Source organism: Mesorhizobium sp. 113-3-3 (assembly GCF_016756495.1).
GTDB lineage: Bacteria > Pseudomonadota > Alphaproteobacteria > Rhizobiales > Rhizobiaceae > Mesorhizobium.
Genome location: NZ_AP023243.1, coordinates 1392400 through 1408990, shown reverse-complemented (window position 1 = coordinate 1408990; position 16591 = coordinate 1392400). Strand labels below are relative to the sequence as shown.

The following is a 16591-nucleotide window of genomic DNA, read 5'->3' as shown; positions in this document are numbered from 1 at the left end:
TCGCAGGGACGTATAATGGGCTGCTGCAACGGAGAAACGCTATGCTCATCCACCGACTTGCCACTTTGACCGGCCTCGCCGTAGTGACGTTGTTCCTGGCCGCGCCAGCCAACGCACTGACGATGGCCGAGTGCAGCACGAAGTATAACGCCGCCAAGGACGCTGGGACACTTGCCGGGCAAACTTGGAACCAGTTCCGCAAGGCACAATGCGGCACCGACGCCGCCGCGACCACGGACACCAAGCCGGCCGACACGAAGAAGGCGGCCGAAACCAAGCCAGCCAAGCCGGCCAAGGCTGCAGCCGCCGACGACGGCTCCGCGAAAGGCCTGACGGCCAAGGAATGCAGCGCCAAGTACCAAGCGGCAAAGGCCGCCGGCACGCTGAACGGCATGAAGTGGAACGACTTCCGCAAGAGCGAATGCGCAGCCGGTGCATCCGCCGCCGCCGACACCACCAAGCCGGCAACCACCAAGGCCGCCGCGGCTCCTGCCGATGGCAAGGGCCTGACCATGGCCGAGTGCAGCACCAAGTACCAGGCTGCGAAGACGGCGAACACGCTGAAGGGCCAGAAGTGGAACGACTTCCGCAAGGCCGAATGCGGCGCCGCGGCCGCCGATGATGACAGCGTGCCTGCTCCGAGCGAAGCAAATTACACCAAGGAACCGGCAAAGCCGACGACGGTCGCGCCCAAGGGCGTCACCTTCCCGTCCGCGATCTCGCCGAAATATGCCAGCGAGACCCCCGGAAAGGGCCGCATGCACACCTGCCTCGATCAGTACTATGTGCTCAAGGACGCCAATGCGCTTGGCGGCCTGAAGTGGATCCAGAAGGGCGGCGGCTTCTACAGCCTGTGCAACGCCAAGCTGAAGGGCTGACGCCTAGTTGTTCTCGAAGAAGGAAGGCCCGCGCATCGTGAGATGCGCGGGCCTTTTTGTTACGCGTTTGTTGCGCGCCAAGACGCTTGCGGCTCCGCTCGCATCCGCATGTGTCGGGAGCGACCGGCATCATCAACCCGGCCCACACTCCAGGCTTACAAGCAGCTCGTAAAGATTCCAGTTGAACATATACGGAACAAACAGTATACAAACAGACATCGAACTCGTTATCAATCAGGAGGGTCTGATGTCTAGTTTGAAATTGGCCGTATTGGCTGTGACGGCATTGGGTGCGTGGGGCGTCGCCCCTGCAAGCGCACTGACGATGAAGGAATGCGGCGAGACCTATCGGGCAGCCAAGGAAGGCGGCACTCTGAACGGCATGGACTGGGCCGCTTTCCGCAAGGAGAAATGCGCGACCTCCGCTACGGAGAGTGTCAGCTCGGATACCGTCAAAACCGCGACGCAGCCGAAAAAGGAAAACGACGCGGCGGTCGCCCCCACTGTAGCGCCGGCGGGCGTGACATTCCCGACCACCCTCGCCGCCGAGTTCAAGACCGAGAAGCCCGCGAAGGCGCGGATGAAGACCTGCCTGCAGGGTTACCACGGCAACAAGGAGGCGGGAACGTTGAACGGCCTTCGCTGGATCCAGAAGGGTGGCGGTTATTACAGCCTGTGCAATGCGCGGCTGAAAGCTGAATCGTAAAAATCGAATACAGAAGCAATTCACCGTTTTTCCTGCAGACGTTAGGCCGTCATCCTCGGCTTGTTCCGAGGATCTGCTGTCGGGCGATTTCAGGGCGCCGGTATGAGTTGGCAGGTCCCTCGGAACAAGCCGAGAATGACGCTCCAACGTGCGGCGCGTCGCCTGAATCCCGTCGGGAATAACGTCAAACGAAATAGTGGAGCGCTTCTACGTTCGGTGAAACGGTGAGCCGCCTAGTCTGGTCTAAACAGCAAAACGCCGCGGGTTGAAGCCGCGGCGCTTTCTTGAAATGGGTAAACTCAACTCAACTCGACGGCTGCGGCTCCATGCCGCCTTCGGGCTCGGGGCCTTTCTTGCGGCGGCCGCCGGACTTCGGCACGGCCGAGCCACGGCTGGGCGGCGTGTCGTCGCCGAGGTCACGCGCTGGCTTTTCGCCGGCGATCAGCTGCTTGATCTCGTCGCCCGACAGCGTCTCGTATTCGAGCAGGCCCTGCGCCAGCGCAATCCATTCCTTCTTCTTCTTGGTCAGGATGGATTTCGCCGTCGAATAGGCCTCGTCGATCAGGCGGCGCACTTCAGCGTCGATGATTTGCGCGGTCTCTTCCGAGATGTTCTGCGTGCGCGCCACCGAATGGCCGAGGAACACTTCCTCCTGGTTGTCGCCATAGGCGACATGACCGAGCTTGTCGGAGAACCCCCAGCGCGTGACCATCGCGCGCGCCAGTTTGGTCGCCTGCTCGATGTCTGAGGAAGCGCCCGAGGTGATGTTCTCCTTGCCGAACTTGAACTCCTCGGCGACGCGGCCGCCCATCATGATGGCGAGGCGCGAGATCATGTACTTGTAGCTCATCGAATAGCGGTCGCCTTCCGGCAACTGCATGACCATGCCGAGCGCGCGGCCACGCGGGATGATGGTGGCCTTGTGCAGCGGATCGGCCGACGGCACGTTGAGCGCCAGTATGGCGTGGCCGGCTTCGTGATAGGCGGTCAGCTCCTTCTCGGCCTGGGTCATGGCCGACGAGCGGCGCTCCGCGCCCATCATGATCTTGTCCTTGGCGTCCTCGAACTCGGCCATGGTGACGAGGCGCTTGTTGCGCCGCGCCGCCATCAGCGCGGATTCGTTGACGAGGTTCATGAGGTCGGCGCCGGAGAAGCCCGGCGTGCCGCGCGCGACGACCTTGAGGTCGACATTGGGCGCCAGCGGCACGTTGCGCACATGCACCTTGAGGATCTTCTCGCGGCCGACGATGTCGGGGTTCGGCACCACCACCTGGCGGTCGAAACGGCCCGGACGCAGCAGCGCCGGATCGAGCACGTCGGGACGGTTGGTGGCGGCGATCAGGATGATGCTTTCATTGGATTCGAAGCCGTCCATCTCGACCAGCAGCTGGTTCAGCGTCTGCTCGCGCTCGTCGTTGCCGCCGCCAAGGCCGGCGCCGCGATGGCGCCCGACCGCGTCGATTTCGTCGATGAAGATGATGCAGGGCGCGTTCTTCTTGGCCTGGTCGAACATGTCACGCACGCGGCTCGCGCCGACGCCGACGAACATCTCGACGAAGTCCGAACCCGAAATGGTGAAGAACGGCACGTTGGCTTCGCCGGCGACCGAGCGGGCGAGCAGCGTCTTGCCGGTGCCGGGAGGGCCGACCAGAAGCACGCCGCGCGGAATCTTGCCTCCGAGGCGCTGGAACTTCTGCGGGTCGCGCAGGAACTCGACGATCTCCTCCAGATCCTCCTTGGCTTCGTCGACGCCGGCGACGTCCTGGAAGGTGACGCGGCCATGCGCCTCGGTCAGAAGCTTGGCCTTCGACTTGCCAAAACCCATGGCCCTTCCGGATCCGGACTGCATCTGGCGCATGAAGAATATCCAGACGCCGAGGATCAGGATCATTGGCAGCCACGAGATCAGGTAGCCGAACAGCGAATTGGAACCGTCGGTCTCGGGCCGCGCATTGATGGTGACGTTCTTGTCCTGCAGCCGCGAGACCAGCTGGGGATCGCCTGGCGAATAGGTCTGGAAGCCGGTGGAATTGTCGGTGTAGGTGCCGGTGATGCGGGCGCCCGCAATGGTCACTGTCTTGACCCGGCCGGCCGCGACATCCTGCAGGAACTGCGAATAAGGCACATCGCTCGAAGCCCCGCGCGTCTGCGGCGTCTGGAACAGATTGAAGAGGGCGATGAGCAGGACCGCTATGATCGCCCAAAGCGCGAGGTTGCGATAGTTCGGATTCATCAATTGTCCCGTTGGCGTCCGCGCACGGACAGCATCATGAGAGGAAACTTGGGCCTAACATAGGGAGAGCGTCTCCCCTTGCCAAGCAGAACAGCACGTCTGGGTTAAGCTTTCGAACCACCATCAATCGCCACTGTGGCTGCCCAGTGGCGAAGCGGGAAGCGGTGACGCGCCGATCAGTTCGGCGACGGCCCGCGCCGGCGCCAGATCGAAGGACGGCAGGAAGCGGGCAAGAGGCGACACGACCGGTCGCGCCGCGAACGCAGGCGACCCCGGATGCGCCTGCGGCAAACCAGGGGTTTCAAGGACTTGCCGCAATGTCGGTTCCGCAGCCAACGCCGCGCGCATCAGGCTTGCCGGGGTTTCTCCATCATCGATCGTCAGCCGCTTCGCCGCTGCGGTCCCCAACGGTGCGATCAACAATGCGCCGGACCTGTCGTTCAATGTGATGTGGCGGCGGCCGTCCCAGATGGTGTCGTCGACAGCCGGGGCGGTGAGCGGCAAGCCCCGCGCCTCCCGGCGCAGGAAGACGCCGGTGCGCCGGAAATCGACCACCGTCCGCGACAATGTGGCGCAAAGAAATCCAGCCTTCAGCCGGCCGAACAGCGCCTCGCCCCGCGCCTGGTCCGGCAGGAAGGCAACGCCGCCGGCGGTGGCCAGCAGGATGCGCAACGCGTAGGTGGCCGCCCGGTCGTCGTCCGCGGTCAGCAGAGCGGGATCGAGCCGGATGAGGCCCGTGCCCGGCTGGCTGGCGAAGCGACGGATCAGATCGGCGGCGCCGGCGCCAAGCTGCCTGCGCGCGACGGCGGCCTGGCCGGCGAGCCGCAGCGCATTCTCCATATGCCTGGCGCTTTCCCCGGCAAGTGCCGCGCGCACGCGCGGCCGCTCGAAGGCTTCGTCGATATTGGTCGGGTCATCGGCCCAGCCAACCCCTTCACGCCGCAGGAAATCGCGAAGCACCGAGCGCCGTGTGCCCAGAAGCGGACGGACGATCCACTCGCGCCAGTCATAGAGGGTGCCAGGCGCCATGCCGGCAAGCCCACGGCCCGTCAATTCGGCAAACGCTCGGCCGTCATCCCGCGCATGCCGCATCAGCACCGTCTCGGCCTGGTCGTCGGCGGTATGACCGGTGACGATCAGGCCGATGCCTTCCGCGCGCGCCGCCTCGGCCAGCAGATGATAGCGCGCTTCACGCGCCGCCGCCGGCAGGCCGGTCGACGGCTTGCGCCCGGACCACGTCAGGGTGCGGTGGGCAATGCCGCGTTCCGCACATAGTTTCGCCACGGCTTGCGCCTCGGCTACCGAACCCTGACGCAAGCCATGGTCGATCGTCACCGCCAGCAGCTTCGCGGACGATGCGGTTCGGTCGAGATGGCGTTTGAGAAGGAGAAGCAGGGCGATCGAGTCGCTGCCGCCGGACACGGCCGCAACGGCGCCGTGGGTAAAATCGATATGCGAAAAAAGTCCGGTCGAAAAATCTGGCTCGGTCGCGAGCATCAGCAGGCGGCCAGGGCCTTCTCCTGCTTGACGCGTTCCTTGAGTGCGTTGGAAATGTCGGGGTAGCGCTTGCCGACCTCGCTGAAGGTTGCGCAGGCGACATCGTGCTGCTTGAGGCCGACCAGCGACACGCCGAGCTTCAACAGCATGTCGGGCGCCTTCTTGGCCTTCGGATAGTCCTTGCTGGCGGAGAGGAAGACCTCGGCCGCGTCACGATATTTCTGCTGGCCAAGCAGCGATTCACCCAGCCAGTAATGCGCGTCCGCCGTCTTGGCATCGCGCGGGAAGCGCGAGATGTGATCGCGAAAACCCTGTTCGGCGGTGCTGTAATCGCCCGACAGGATGAACTGATAGGAGTTGCGGTAAAGCTCCTCCGGGTCCTTGGTGGAAGGCAGCGCCGCGACGATCGTGCCATTGGACTTGCCGGCCTTGGCCGGAGCGCCGGCGGCCGGGGCGGTATCTTGCACCGGCGCGGTCGACTGGGTGTTGCCTCCGGCATCGATCACATTGCCGTTCTTGTCGACGGTGATGGAGCCAAAGGTCTTTTCCGGCGCTCCCGTACCCGGGATCACCTTGCCGGGGTCGCCGTCGGGTGATTCGACGATGACGTCCTCGACCGTCTTGCCGCCTGCGGACTGATTCCCGCCGGGCGCGGCACCGGCATCGACCGGAGCCTGCATTGCCGGGGCGGCCGCCACATCGGTGTTGGTGTCGGTGGTGGCGTCGGACTTTTTCTTCGGTGCCGCCGGTGTCTGTCCGCCCTGCGAGCCGCCTTCCAGCTGCTGGAAGCGGAACTCGTTGTCTTCCTGCTGCTTGCGCATCTGCTCCTGCATCTGCAGGACCTGGAAGTTGAGTTCCTCGATCTTGCCGTTCATCTGCCGCAGCTGGTCTTCCAGGCTGGTGACGGCAGTAGGATCGGACTGCGCCAGTTGAACCTGGTCCGGTTTCTTCTTTTCTCCGAAAAGCTTGGGCAACTCGATGCTGGGCAGGTGGAAGGAAAAGCCGCTGTCGGTCGATTGCCCTGTGCCGCTGGCCCCCAAGCCACTAGCCAGCGCGGTGAAGCCTGATAGAAGCAGCGCCGCAAGCGTGCCGCTCAGAACCGATCTCAAATGCATGTGCCTCTCGCCGTGTCGTTAGTCTGTTTCGCGCCTTCCAATCAGGGTGGGACCAGCCAAGCGCCCTCGGCTCATAGCAGGGCGCGAGACTTCGGCCAAATTTTGTTTCGGGCATCCGGACATGAAAAAGGCGGCCCGGAGGCCGCCTTTCCCAAAGCAGTGTTGTATTTTTGCCGATCAGGAACCGGCGCCACTGAGCGTGGTGACCGCACGGCGGTTCTGCGACCAGCAGGAGATGTCATCGCAGACCGCGACAGGACGTTCCTTGCCGTAGGAAATGGTCTTCAGGCGGCTGGAGGCGACACCCTTGGACACGAGGAAGTCGCGGGTGGCTGCGGCGCGGCGGGCGCCAAGCGCCAGATTGTATTCGCGCGTGCCGCGCTCGTCGGCATGACCTTCGACGACGATGGCATACTGCTTGTACTGGTTCAGCCACTGCGCCTGGCGCGAAAGCGTCTGCTGTGCGTCAGCCCGGATCGAGGTCGAGTCCGTGTCGAAGAAGATGCGGTCGCCGATATTGACGGTGAAGTCCTGCGCCGAACCCGGCGTTGCAGCGCCCGCGCCATTGAGGCCAAGGTCAGCGGCGTTGTTCGGCGTCTTCTTCGAGGCGCAACCGGTGATGGCGAGCATCGCCACCAGTGCGATCATGGCCGGGTTTCTGGTAAGTGCTGCGATACGGCCCATGCCGCCTCTCCTTCGTATTTCGAGTGATCGTATTTGAGTGATTTCGTTGATCACCCAGTAACCACGTTTGGGTTAACCGGCATTCAAGAAACACGGTTAAAATTTGGTTAGCTGCCCGTCCACAGCCATTACGCCCAACGCTGAACCAGGGGCGACATTGCGTGCGGACCCTAGGCGGAAATGCGGCCAAAACGCGACCAATGCGTGGAAAAGGGGCCGAAACGGCCCCTTTTCAGCATGTGTGGCAATTCGGCCGAACCCTATTCCAGCAGCGGCGACCAGGCCGGATCGGACGCGAAGTTCGCGGTCGGGATCGGCTGCTCGTTGCGGCCGGTGAGGTCGACCGAAACCAGTTTCGGGCCGCCATTGGAGTCGCGGAAGAACATCAAGACGCGGCCGTTCGGCGCCCAGGTCGGTCCTTCCTGCTGGAAACCGGACGACAGGATGCGCTCGCCCGAACCGTCGGTCTTCATGACGCCGATCTGGAACTCGCCGCCGGTCTGCTTGGTGAAGGCGATGAGGTCGCCGCGCGGCGACCACACCGGCGTCGAATAGACGCCGTCGCCGAAGGAGATGCGGGTCTGGCCCGAGCCGTCGGCACCCATCACATAAATCTGCGCGCGGCCGCCACGGTCGGAGGTGAACACCACCTTGCTGCCGTCGGGCGAATAGGAGGGCGAGGTGTCGATGGCGGTCGAATTGGTCAGCCGCGTCGTCGAGCGGCTGCGCAGGTCCATGGCGAAGATGTTGGAATTGCCGTCGTCGCGCAGCAGGCTCATGATCACCTTCTGGCCGTCAGGCGAGAAGCGCGGCGCAAAGGTCATGCCGGGGAAATTGCCGACCAGTTCGCGCTGCCCGGTCTCGATCTGCAGGAGATAGACGCGCGGCTGGCCACTCTCATAGGACATGTAGGTGATTTCCTGCCGGTTCGGCGAGAAACGCGGCGTCAGCACGATCGAGCGCCCGTCCGAGAGATAGCGGACATTGGCGCCGTCCTGGTCCATGATGGCGAGCCGCTTCTTGCGCGCGTTCTTGGCGCCGGACTCGTCGATGAACACCACCCGCGTGTCGAAATAGCCCTTCTCGCCGGTGATCTTCTCATAGATCGCATCTGCGATTATGTGGGCGACGCGGCGTTGATTGGCGTCGTTTGCGAAAAACTGCTCGCCAGCCAACTGCGTGTTGCCAAAAATATCCCACAGCCGGTACTGGGCGCGGATGCGGCCATCCGCTTCCTTGCTGACGCTTCCGGTCACCAGTGCCTGTGCGTTGATGACCTTCCAGTCTTCATAGCGGGGGGGCGCGTCCGGATTCGTGATCTTTTCGACAAAGGCTGCCTTGTCGATCGGCGCGAACAGTCCTGACCGTTTCAGATCGGCTGTGACGATTGCCGATATCTGCGCTCCGAGCTCGCCTTGAAAGTCGGGGATGGCGATCGGCATCGGCTCGACATTGCCTTTGTTGACGTTGAGCTCAAGGGTTGCCCGAGCAGGCAAGGTGGCGACCGAAATTATGCCCATCGCCATCGCGGCGACCATCAGGAGCGGCTTGAGGATGGATTTCATGTCTTCTCGCTTCTCTTGCTGATTTTTGGGTGCTCAGGCTAAAGGCCAAGCATCGCTCTTGGATCGAAATTGACGCGGACGTCAGACCATATGTCCTGCTTCCCCGCGGGAACCTGCAATCCGGCAACGTCACATTTCTGCACGGCGCGAACCGCGCTGGCGTCGAATTGAGGGTTGCCGCTGGACTTTTCGACAGTCGGGCGGCCCGTCAACTTGCCCGAGGCGTCCAGGTTGAAGCGGATAACCACAGTGAAATCCTCGGACCCTTCGAGGCCGACCGGAAGGGTCCAGCAATGACCTAGCTGATCTTCCAGCGCCCCCTGCTCCGACTTCGACAGCTTCTGGCCCTGATCCTTGTCGCCACCGAGCGACGCCTGCTGCGTCGAACGCTTGGCGCCGCCGCCGGATGGCTTCTGCTTGTCGAGCAGCGCGGAAATCTCGTTCGCATTGAATTGCTTGTCGTCCGACTTCGGCTTCGATGAAGCTTCCTTGACCGGCTTGTCAGCATCCTTGCGTTCAGGCGCCTTGGCGCTTTCAGCCGGAGCCGGCTGCGGCTTCGGCCGCGCTTCAGGTGCTGGCGCCGAGCTCGGCAATTGCGTCTCTTCGGTCGGCGGGTCCTTGGCTATGGCCTCGGCGACGGCATCCGGCTTGACCTCGGGCGTCGGATCGATAGCAGCGGTCTTGTCCTGCGGCGGCGGGGTCGGCGCCGGCTTGGCCGGAGTCGGCTTGGGTTCCGTTTGCTTGACCGGCTCGGGCTTGACCTCTTCCTTGGGCGTCGGCGCGGGCGCCACTTCCGTCGCGGGTATGGGCTTGGGCTTTTCCTGCGGCTTCGGCACGTCCTCGGTCTTCGGCTTTTCTTTCGGGGTCGGCGCGGGCGGCGGGGCCGAGGTCATGTCGACGGGCTTCGGCTTGGCTTCCGGCGTTATCGGCTTGTCGGTGTCGACGCTGTTTTCACCGACCTTCTGCGAAGCCGGCACGATGTCGGGACGCTGCGTCGGCAGCGGCGCCGGCTTTTCATGCATCACGGCCTTCTTGTCGCCCTGCAAGGTCTGCGCGATGGCTTCCATCGGCACGATGTCGACCGCGACCGACTCGACATCGGCGGACGGCAGCGCGGCCGGCGCCGACAGCGTGAACAGGCCGAAGGCCAGTACCGCCGTGTGCAAGATCACCGATGTGGTGAGGCCGGTCTTCATCTCGCGTCTATTGATCCTGTTCCTGCAGCGAAACCAGGCCGATATTCTTGTAGCCGGCGGCCGAAATGCGGGCCATCACCTTCATCGCCGTGCCATAGTCGGTGGACTTGTCGCCACGGATAAAGATGCGCTCCTCGTAGCCGGTCTTCGAAATCGCCTGCAGCTTGGCCACCAGTTCTTCGATCGGGATCTCGGTTTCCTGCAGAAAGATCTTGCCCGTGGCATCGATCGAGACGGTGATCGGCTGCGTGTCGGCATTCATCGCCTTGGCTTGCGTGTCGGGCAGGTCGATCGGCACGCCGACGGTCAGCATCGGTGCGGCGACCATGAAGATAATCAGGAGCACCAGCATGACGTCGACCATTGGCGTGACGTTGATTTCGGACATCAGCGCATGGTGACGGCCGCGCCGCCTGTGGCCGCGCCCGCCGCGTCCCGCCATGCCTACGGACATACCCATCAGCTACTCCTCAGGCCTTCGGCGCGACTTTTTCATCGATTTGGCGCGAGAGTATGGCGGAGAACTCGTCGGAGAACCCTTCCATGCGCACCGCGAGCTTGCTCGCATCCGATGACAGCTTGTTGTAGGCGATGACCGCCGGGATGGCGGCGAGCAGGCCGATGGCGGTCGCCAGCAGCGCCTCGGCGATACCGGGCGCAACCACCGCGAGGCTGGTGTTCTTGGAGCCGGCAATGGCCTGGAACGAGGTCATGATGCCGATGACCGTGCCGAACAGACCGATGAACGGAGCCGCCGAGCCCGTGGTGGCGAGAAAGCCGAGGCGGCCCTCCAGCTTCTCCATCTCGCGGGTCAGCGCCAGGTCCATCGCCTTGTCGATGCGGGTCTGCAGCCCGAGCGGCGTCTTGGCGCCCTTCTCGAAACTCTTCTTCCACTCGCGCATGGCGGCGACGAAAATGGCGCCCATCCCTGATGTCTTGCGGTCGGCGAGCGTGCGGTAGAGCTCTTCCAGCGACTGCCCGGACCAGAAGACCTGCTCGAAGCGGTTCAGCGCCAGCCGCATGCGGCCATAGGCGACCAGCTTGTCGATGATGATCGCCCAGGTCCACACCGAGGCGCAGAGCAGCCCGATCATGACCAGCTTGACCACCCAGCTGGCCTGCATGAACAGCGCCCAAATCGACAATTGCGCGCCCGGTTCGGCGAGTGCGATATTTTCCATCATTACGTCCTTAAGATTTCCGGGCGAAGCTGGCGGCTGGCCCCTGGCATCCCTTGTGGTCGGTTCGCACGAAGCTACCGGACGCCCCAAACCGTGCCGTTAGCGGCCTTTTCAGGGCAAATATTGGTGAAAGGAAGGCGTTGGATAACGCCAATCTTCACCAATCTCTTCATGAACCGTTATGGTTAAGGATGGGTTAGTGAATAAGGCGCGGCGCATTGCCGCGCCCGATTGGGGACAAGCACAGTCGCCTGCGGCGTAATTCGCCTAATCGGCTGTCGGCAGCGCCTTGGGCATGAACGCTGCGACCCATTCCTTGGGAAAACGCCTCGGCCGGCCGTTCTCGCCGATGATCGCCGCCTCGACCTTGGCTTCGACCAGCACTTCGTCGCCGCGCTTGAGCTGCTGCGCCATGAAGATGCGCGCGCCGGAAATGCTGTCGGTGCTTGTGTCTACGGTCAGGATGTCGTCGATGCGGGCGGGGATGCGGAAGTCGATCTCCATGCGGCGCACCACCCACACGATCTTCTCGCCGTGCTTGCCGTCGGCGAGTTCCGTGTGATGCACGCCGGTGAGCCTGAGATAGTCGGAGCGGCCGCGCTCGAGGAATTCGAGATAGCGCGCGTGGTAGACGACGCCGGAGAAATCGGTGTCGGCATAATAGACCCGCGCCATCAGCCGGTGGCCGAACGCCGTCAGCGCGCCGGAAAGCCCGGCCAGCAGCGTTGCCGATTCACCATGATCGTCCATAGCGCTTCCTTTTTAGGTCCCGAAGAGGCACCTGTTCTCCGCGCGACAAAGCATCGGATGGCACTGTTGACGGCGATGATCAAGAGTTTGATGGCGGCGCTGTTCGTGCTGGCGGTCTTGGCGCTGCCCGGCCAGGCGGCGACTTTCACGATGAAGCGCGGCCTCAATCTCGACCAGTGGGTCACCTGGCCCGGCGAGGATCAGTGGGGTGATCGCAAAGCCATCCTTCCCTATCCGGAATGGCGCAAATTCCTCAACGACGACGACCTCAAGGCGGTGAAGGAGGCTGGCTTCGACTTCCTGCGCATGCCGGTCGATCCCTCACCCTTTCTGTCCGACCAGACGACGGCGTTGCGCGACGATCTCTATGCCAGCGTGCTGGACTCGGTGCGCCTGATCAACCGCGCCGGCCTGAAGGTGATCGTCGACATGCATCTGATCCCGGCCGGCGGCAGCCGCAAGATCGGCATGGCCGAGGTGATGGACGATCCGCAGACCTTCGACCGCTACGTCGACATGGTGCGCAAGATGGCCCGCACCCTCGCCGGTGAGGACCCCAGACAAGTCGCGTTCGAATTGATGAACGAACCGGTTGTCGACTGCGACAGTGAGGGCACCAGCCTGTGGCCCGACCGCCAGCGCAAATTGTTTGCCGCGGCGCGATCCTCGGCGACGAGACTGACGCTGGTTCTGACCGGCGCCTGCTATTCCGCCGCCTCGTCCCTGGAGAAGATCGATCCCAAGGCGATCCCCGACGACAATGTCATCTGGACCTTCCATTCCTATGATCCATTCCTGCTCACCCATCAGGGCGCGACCTGGGCCGGCGATTTCATCCCCTATGTGACCGGCCTGCCCTACCCGCTGACATCGGTGCCGAAGGCGCAACTCGACGTGACGCTCGACACCATCCGTGCCCGGATCAAGGCAGAGGCGCCGTGGACACGGCAAAGCGGCCTGCTTGCCTATCTCGACGAGCAGGTCGCCAGTATGGACAGCCCCGACAAGCTGCTCGGCCTGATGGATGCGCCGTTCAACAAAGTCGAAGCATGGGCGAAGGCCAATGGCATCAAGCCGGAAAACATCACGCTGGGCGAGTTCGGCATGATCCGCCAGGAATATGGCAATGCCTATGTGATGCCGGCGCAGTACCGCGCCGCCTATGTCAAGGACATGATCGCCCGCGCCGAGGCGCATGGCTTCTCATGGTCGGTGTGGAGTTATGGCGGCGCCTTCGGCATCGTCGACGCCTTCAATGGCGACAAGGCTGAGCCGGATGTGATGGACGTGATCCGCTCGCTTCACTGAGAACTGCCCTCAGATCAGCCGAGGTCGATCTGCAGGATCTCCGGCCGCACGCCAAAACGCACCGGCATGATGCTGAAGCCGAGCCCGCCGGAGACGATCAGATTGCGATCGTTCTCGACGACATGGCCATAGGCGTAGCGATTGCCAAAACGCGACGGCACGACAGGCGAATAGCCGAACAGCCGCACCTGCCCGCCATGGGTGTGGCCCGACAGGGTCAGCGAAACCCGCCACGGCACGGTCGGGAAAATGTCAGGCTCATGGGCAAGCAGGATGATCGGCGCGGTGTCACCTACCTTGGCCAGCGTGCCGTCGAGATCGTCGAGCCCCTTGCAGTCATCGCCCCTCCTGGCCGGCAGCAGCGCCAGCTGATCGGCCAGGCCAGCGATCCAGACGCCATGCCCATCTTTCTCCAGGCGCACGACATCGTTCTCCAGCACCGGGATGCCGACCGTCTCCAGGGCCTTGCGCGCGATGATCGGGCCGGCTCCGGCGCGCTGCGCGAAGCCATCGCTCCACCAATCGTGATTGCCGAGGATCGACAGGACGCCGAGCGGCGCCTTGAGGCCCGACAGGGCGGATGCCCATTGCGATGGCGTCACCGGCCCCGTCACCATGGGCATGCCGGCAATGTAATCGCCCAGCAGCACGATGACGTCCGGCTGCAACGCATTCGCATCGTCGCAGAGCGAAGCAATATGCTCCTGCGTCATCCAGGGCCGGCAGGCATGGATGTCGGCGAGTGCGACAACCCTCAGCTTCAGGCCATCAGGCCAGTGCGGCGGCTTCAGCGCGTAGCGCTTCACATGCGTCAACAGCATCGGCTCGATGCCGACCGCATAGGCGCCGAGCGCGGCGGCGGTCAGGAACGACCCGCCGATGAAGCGCAGGAACCCGCGTCTGGTTATCATGGATTGGCTCCCAGCCCTTCGATCGCAGCGGCTCCCCGCATGCGTTCGATAAAATCCAGGATTACGCCGGCAAATCGGCAAAGACGCGCAGATTTTGCGCAGGACGGGTCACATATTCTTGATCACTGTCTGAGAACCCGCGCCCGGACGCCGCGCCGCTATTCTTCCTGGAACAGGTTGATCTGCTGCTGCGCCAGGTCCTTTGGCGCGTCGAGGCCGAGATGGCGCCAGGCATTGGCCGTCAGCATGCGGCCGCGCGGCGTGCGCTGGATGAAGCCCTGCTGGATGAGATAGGGCTCGATGATGTCCTCGATGGCGTCGCGCGGCTCGGAAAGGCCCGCCGCGATCGTCTCGATGCCCACCGGCCCGCCGCCGAAATTGCGGGCGATCATCGACAGATACCGGCGGTCGAGCGCGTCGAGGCCGAGCGCGTCGACTTCGAGCCGGGTCAGCGCCTCGTCGGCGATGAGACGGTCGACATGGCCATCGCCGGCGACCGAGGCGAAATCGCGCACGCGGCGCAACAGCCGCCCCGCTATGCGCGGCGTGCCGCGCGCGCGCCGCGCGATCTCCAGCGCGCCGTCGTCGCCGAGCGGCATCTGCAGGATGCGCGCACCGCGACGGACGATCTGCTCCAGCTCCTCGACCGTGTAGAAATTGAGCCGCACAGGAATGCCGAACCGATCGCGCAGCGGATTGGTGAGCAGGCCGAGCCGCGTGGTGGCGGCGACCAGCGTGAAACGGGCAAGATCGATCTTGACCGAGCGCGCCGCCGGTCCCTCGCCGATGATCAGGTCGAGCTGGAAATCCTCCATCGCCGGATAGAGGATTTCCTCCACCGCCGGGTTGAGCCGGTGGATCTCGTCGATGAACAGCACGTCGCCTTCTTCGAGATTGGTGAGCAGCGCGGCGAGATCGCCGGCCTTGGCGATGACCGGACCGGAGGTCGAGCGGAAATTGACGCCGAGTTCGCGCGCCATGATCTGCGCCAGCGTCGTCTTGCCCAGCCCCGGCGGCCCGACGAACAGCACATGGTCGAGCGCCTCGTTGCGGCCCTTGGCGGCCTCGATGAAGACCTTGAGGTTGGCCCGCACCGCCGCCTGGCCGACGAAGTCGGCAAGCGTCTGCGGCCGCAAGGTCTGATCGGCATCCTCGCCGCGTTTTTCGGGAGCAATGAGGCGGGGCGACAGGCTCATGCCGTCTTCCTTGCACATGGCAGGCAAACCGACAAGCGAGCCCTCACCGCGCCAGTTCCTTCAATCCGAAGCGGATCAGCTTCGAGGCGTCCGCGTCCTCGCCTGCCGTCTTCAACGCCGCGGCAACCGCATTGGCGGCGGTGTCGCGCGAATAGCCGAGATTGACCAGCGCCGAGACCGCGTCGGTGATCGGCGCCGGAGCCACGCCTTCGCCGAGCTCCTGCTTCAGGCCGATGGTGCCGGAGGCGGTACCCGCATAGGCCGGCGCCTTGTTCTTCAGCTCGGTGACGATGCGCTCGGCCACCTTCTTGCCGACGCCGGGGGCTCGGCTGACCATGGCGATGTCGCGCAGCGCGATGGCATTGGCGAGATCGGCCGGCGCCAGCGTCGACAGGATGGCCAGCGCCACCTTGGCGCCGACACCCGGCACATTGTTCATCAGCAACCGAAACCACTCGCGCTCAAGCTGCGACTGGAAGCCGTAAAGCCGGATCATGTCCTCGCGCACATAGGTCTCGATGAACAGCACCACCGCTTCGCCGGGCGAAGGCAGTGCGGCAAGCGTGCGCGCCGAACAGTAGGCGACATAGCCAACGCCATGGATGTCGACGAGGCAATGATCCTCGTCGATCTCGTCCAACGTGCCCTTGAGCTTGCCGATCATGCCAGATTTTTCATGGAATATGGGCCCTCATGGGTGGCTTTCCGGAGAAATGATGTCGAGATCGGGAAAGTAACTGCGATACCGCGCGGCGTCGCGTGTCAAAAGACGATGCCCGGCAACGGTCGCATGAGCGCCGATAAAGAAATCGGGCAAGGTCCTTTCCCTGACGCCGCCGGCCCGGCGATAGCGGGAATGCGTGACGCCGGCCAGGAATGCCGCGTCCCAGGGCACAAGTTCGCGATCCATCTCGAGCATGTCGGCGGCTTTTCGAAGCGCCCCCTCTGTCGCGATCAGCGGCGCCAGCTCCGACCAGATGATCGTATTGACGACCAATGCGCCATCGCGACGGCAGGAAGCGATCGCCGATGCCGACCATTCTTTCATCGGCCCCGCCGGTCCCCAAACGTCGATCAGGACATTTGTGTCAATCAACGTCGAGATCTTCACGAGGCCCCCTCAACCACTCCATGTACTGATCGGCCGTCATGCCCCCCAGATCCAACGTCCCCTCCATCCGGTCGAGGACATCGTGGAACCTGCGCAATTTCTCCTCCTGCGAGAGGTTCTCGTTGACGGGAACAAGCTGAACGCCCCCGTCTGTCGCCACGAATTCCACCTCCGAGCCCGGACCGATGCCCAGATGGTCCCTTATCGGCTTGGGGATTGTGACTTGCCCCTTGGTGGTCACGCGCATGGTAATACCTCTA

Annotated in this window: 17 protein-coding genes; 3 read left to right on the top strand and 14 right to left on the bottom strand. The window is 63.6% G+C overall.

Features of this window, described 5'->3' with window-relative positions:
* The first annotated feature begins 41 nt into the window (after window positions 1-41).
* Both JG746_RS06760 and JG746_RS06755 read left to right on the top strand, forming a co-directional pair.
* On the top strand, window positions 42-878 hold the full coding sequence (locus JG746_RS06760; protein WP_202357457.1) for a hypothetical protein: 837 nt from the start codon (window positions 42-44) through the stop codon (window positions 876-878).
* Between the two features lie 247 nt (window positions 879-1125).
* Window positions 1126-1584, top strand: a complete 459-nt coding sequence (locus tag JG746_RS06755) for a hypothetical protein (RefSeq protein WP_202359276.1) — start codon at window positions 1126-1128, stop codon at window positions 1582-1584.
* Window positions 1585-1888: 304 nt separating this feature from the next.
* On the opposite strand, the gene ftsH is transcribed toward JG746_RS06755, so the two are convergent.
* The 9 genes from ftsH to ybgC form a co-directional block, all read right to left on the bottom strand.
* Window positions 1889-3817 (bottom strand): ATP-dependent zinc metalloprotease FtsH, encoded by a 1929-nt coding sequence (gene ftsH / locus JG746_RS06750; RefSeq protein ID WP_019861731.1) that lies wholly within the window; start codon window positions 3815-3817, stop codon window positions 1889-1891.
* 123 nt (window positions 3818-3940) lie between these two features.
* Window positions 3941-5314, bottom strand: coding sequence for a tRNA lysidine(34) synthetase TilS (gene tilS, locus JG746_RS06745; protein ID WP_202357456.1), 1374 nt, complete (start codon window positions 5312-5314; stop codon window positions 3941-3943).
* A complete protein-coding gene (gene ybgF, locus JG746_RS06740; RefSeq protein ID WP_202357455.1) occupies window positions 5314-6429 on the bottom strand; it encodes a tol-pal system protein YbgF in 1116 nt (371 codons plus the stop codon). Before ybgF ends, tilS begins: the two co-directional genes overlap by 1 nt.
* A 177-nt stretch (window positions 6430-6606) precedes the next feature.
* Window positions 6607-7113, bottom strand: coding sequence for a peptidoglycan-associated lipoprotein Pal (gene pal / locus JG746_RS06735; protein ID WP_095201157.1), 507 nt, complete (start codon window positions 7111-7113; stop codon window positions 6607-6609).
* Between the two features lie 260 nt (window positions 7114-7373).
* Window positions 7374-8678: a Tol-Pal system beta propeller repeat protein TolB gene (gene tolB, locus JG746_RS06730; protein WP_202357454.1), complete on the bottom strand. Its 1305-nt coding sequence runs from the start codon at window positions 8676-8678 to the stop codon at window positions 7374-7376.
* Between the two features lie 38 nt (window positions 8679-8716).
* Complete coding sequence (locus JG746_RS06725; RefSeq protein WP_202357453.1) at window positions 8717-9874, bottom strand: energy transducer TonB family protein; 1158 nt, start codon at window positions 9872-9874, stop codon at window positions 8717-8719.
* A 7-nt stretch (window positions 9875-9881) separates the two neighbouring features.
* Complete coding sequence (tolR, locus tag JG746_RS06720) at window positions 9882-10334, bottom strand: protein TolR (RefSeq protein ID WP_096451199.1); 453 nt, start codon at window positions 10332-10334, stop codon at window positions 9882-9884.
* 10 nt (window positions 10335-10344) lie between these two features.
* Window positions 10345-11055, bottom strand: coding sequence for a protein TolQ (gene tolQ / locus JG746_RS06715; protein ID WP_019861737.1), 711 nt, complete (start codon window positions 11053-11055; stop codon window positions 10345-10347).
* Between the two features lie 267 nt (window positions 11056-11322).
* Window positions 11323-11805, bottom strand: coding sequence for a tol-pal system-associated acyl-CoA thioesterase (gene ybgC, locus JG746_RS06710; protein WP_202357452.1), 483 nt, complete (start codon window positions 11803-11805; stop codon window positions 11323-11325).
* A 57-nt stretch (window positions 11806-11862) separates the two neighbouring features.
* On the opposite strand from ybgC, the gene JG746_RS06705 reads away from it, so the two are divergent.
* Complete coding sequence (locus JG746_RS06705) at window positions 11863-13113, top strand: glycoside hydrolase family 5 protein (RefSeq protein ID WP_202357451.1); 1251 nt, start codon at window positions 11863-11865, stop codon at window positions 13111-13113.
* A 14-nt stretch (window positions 13114-13127) separates the two neighbouring features.
* Here JG746_RS06705 and JG746_RS06700 read toward each other — a convergent pair whose 3' ends face one another.
* The 5 genes from JG746_RS06700 to JG746_RS06680 form a co-directional block, all read right to left on the bottom strand.
* The gene (locus tag JG746_RS06700; protein WP_202357450.1) at window positions 13128-14024 is read right to left on the bottom strand and encodes a metallophosphoesterase; all 897 of its coding nucleotides are present in this window, start codon (window positions 14022-14024) and stop codon (window positions 13128-13130) included.
* Window positions 14025-14182: 158 nt separating this feature from the next.
* On the bottom strand, window positions 14183-15220 hold the full coding sequence (gene ruvB, locus JG746_RS06695; protein ID WP_010912034.1) for a Holliday junction branch migration DNA helicase RuvB: 1038 nt from the start codon (window positions 15218-15220) through the stop codon (window positions 14183-14185).
* Between the two features lie 43 nt (window positions 15221-15263).
* Window positions 15264-15884, bottom strand: a complete 621-nt coding sequence (gene ruvA / locus JG746_RS06690; RefSeq protein ID WP_202357449.1) for a Holliday junction branch migration protein RuvA — start codon at window positions 15882-15884, stop codon at window positions 15264-15266.
* A 27-nt stretch (window positions 15885-15911) separates the two neighbouring features.
* Window positions 15912-16331: a type II toxin-antitoxin system VapC family toxin gene (locus tag JG746_RS06685; RefSeq protein ID WP_202357448.1), complete on the bottom strand. Its 420-nt coding sequence runs from the start codon at window positions 16329-16331 to the stop codon at window positions 15912-15914.
* On the bottom strand, window positions 16309-16578 hold the full coding sequence (locus tag JG746_RS06680) for an AbrB/MazE/SpoVT family DNA-binding domain-containing protein (protein WP_202357447.1): 270 nt from the start codon (window positions 16576-16578) through the stop codon (window positions 16309-16311). The genes JG746_RS06685 and JG746_RS06680 overlap by 23 nt, the downstream gene beginning before the upstream one ends.
* Between the last annotated feature and the right edge of the window lie 13 nt (window positions 16579-16591).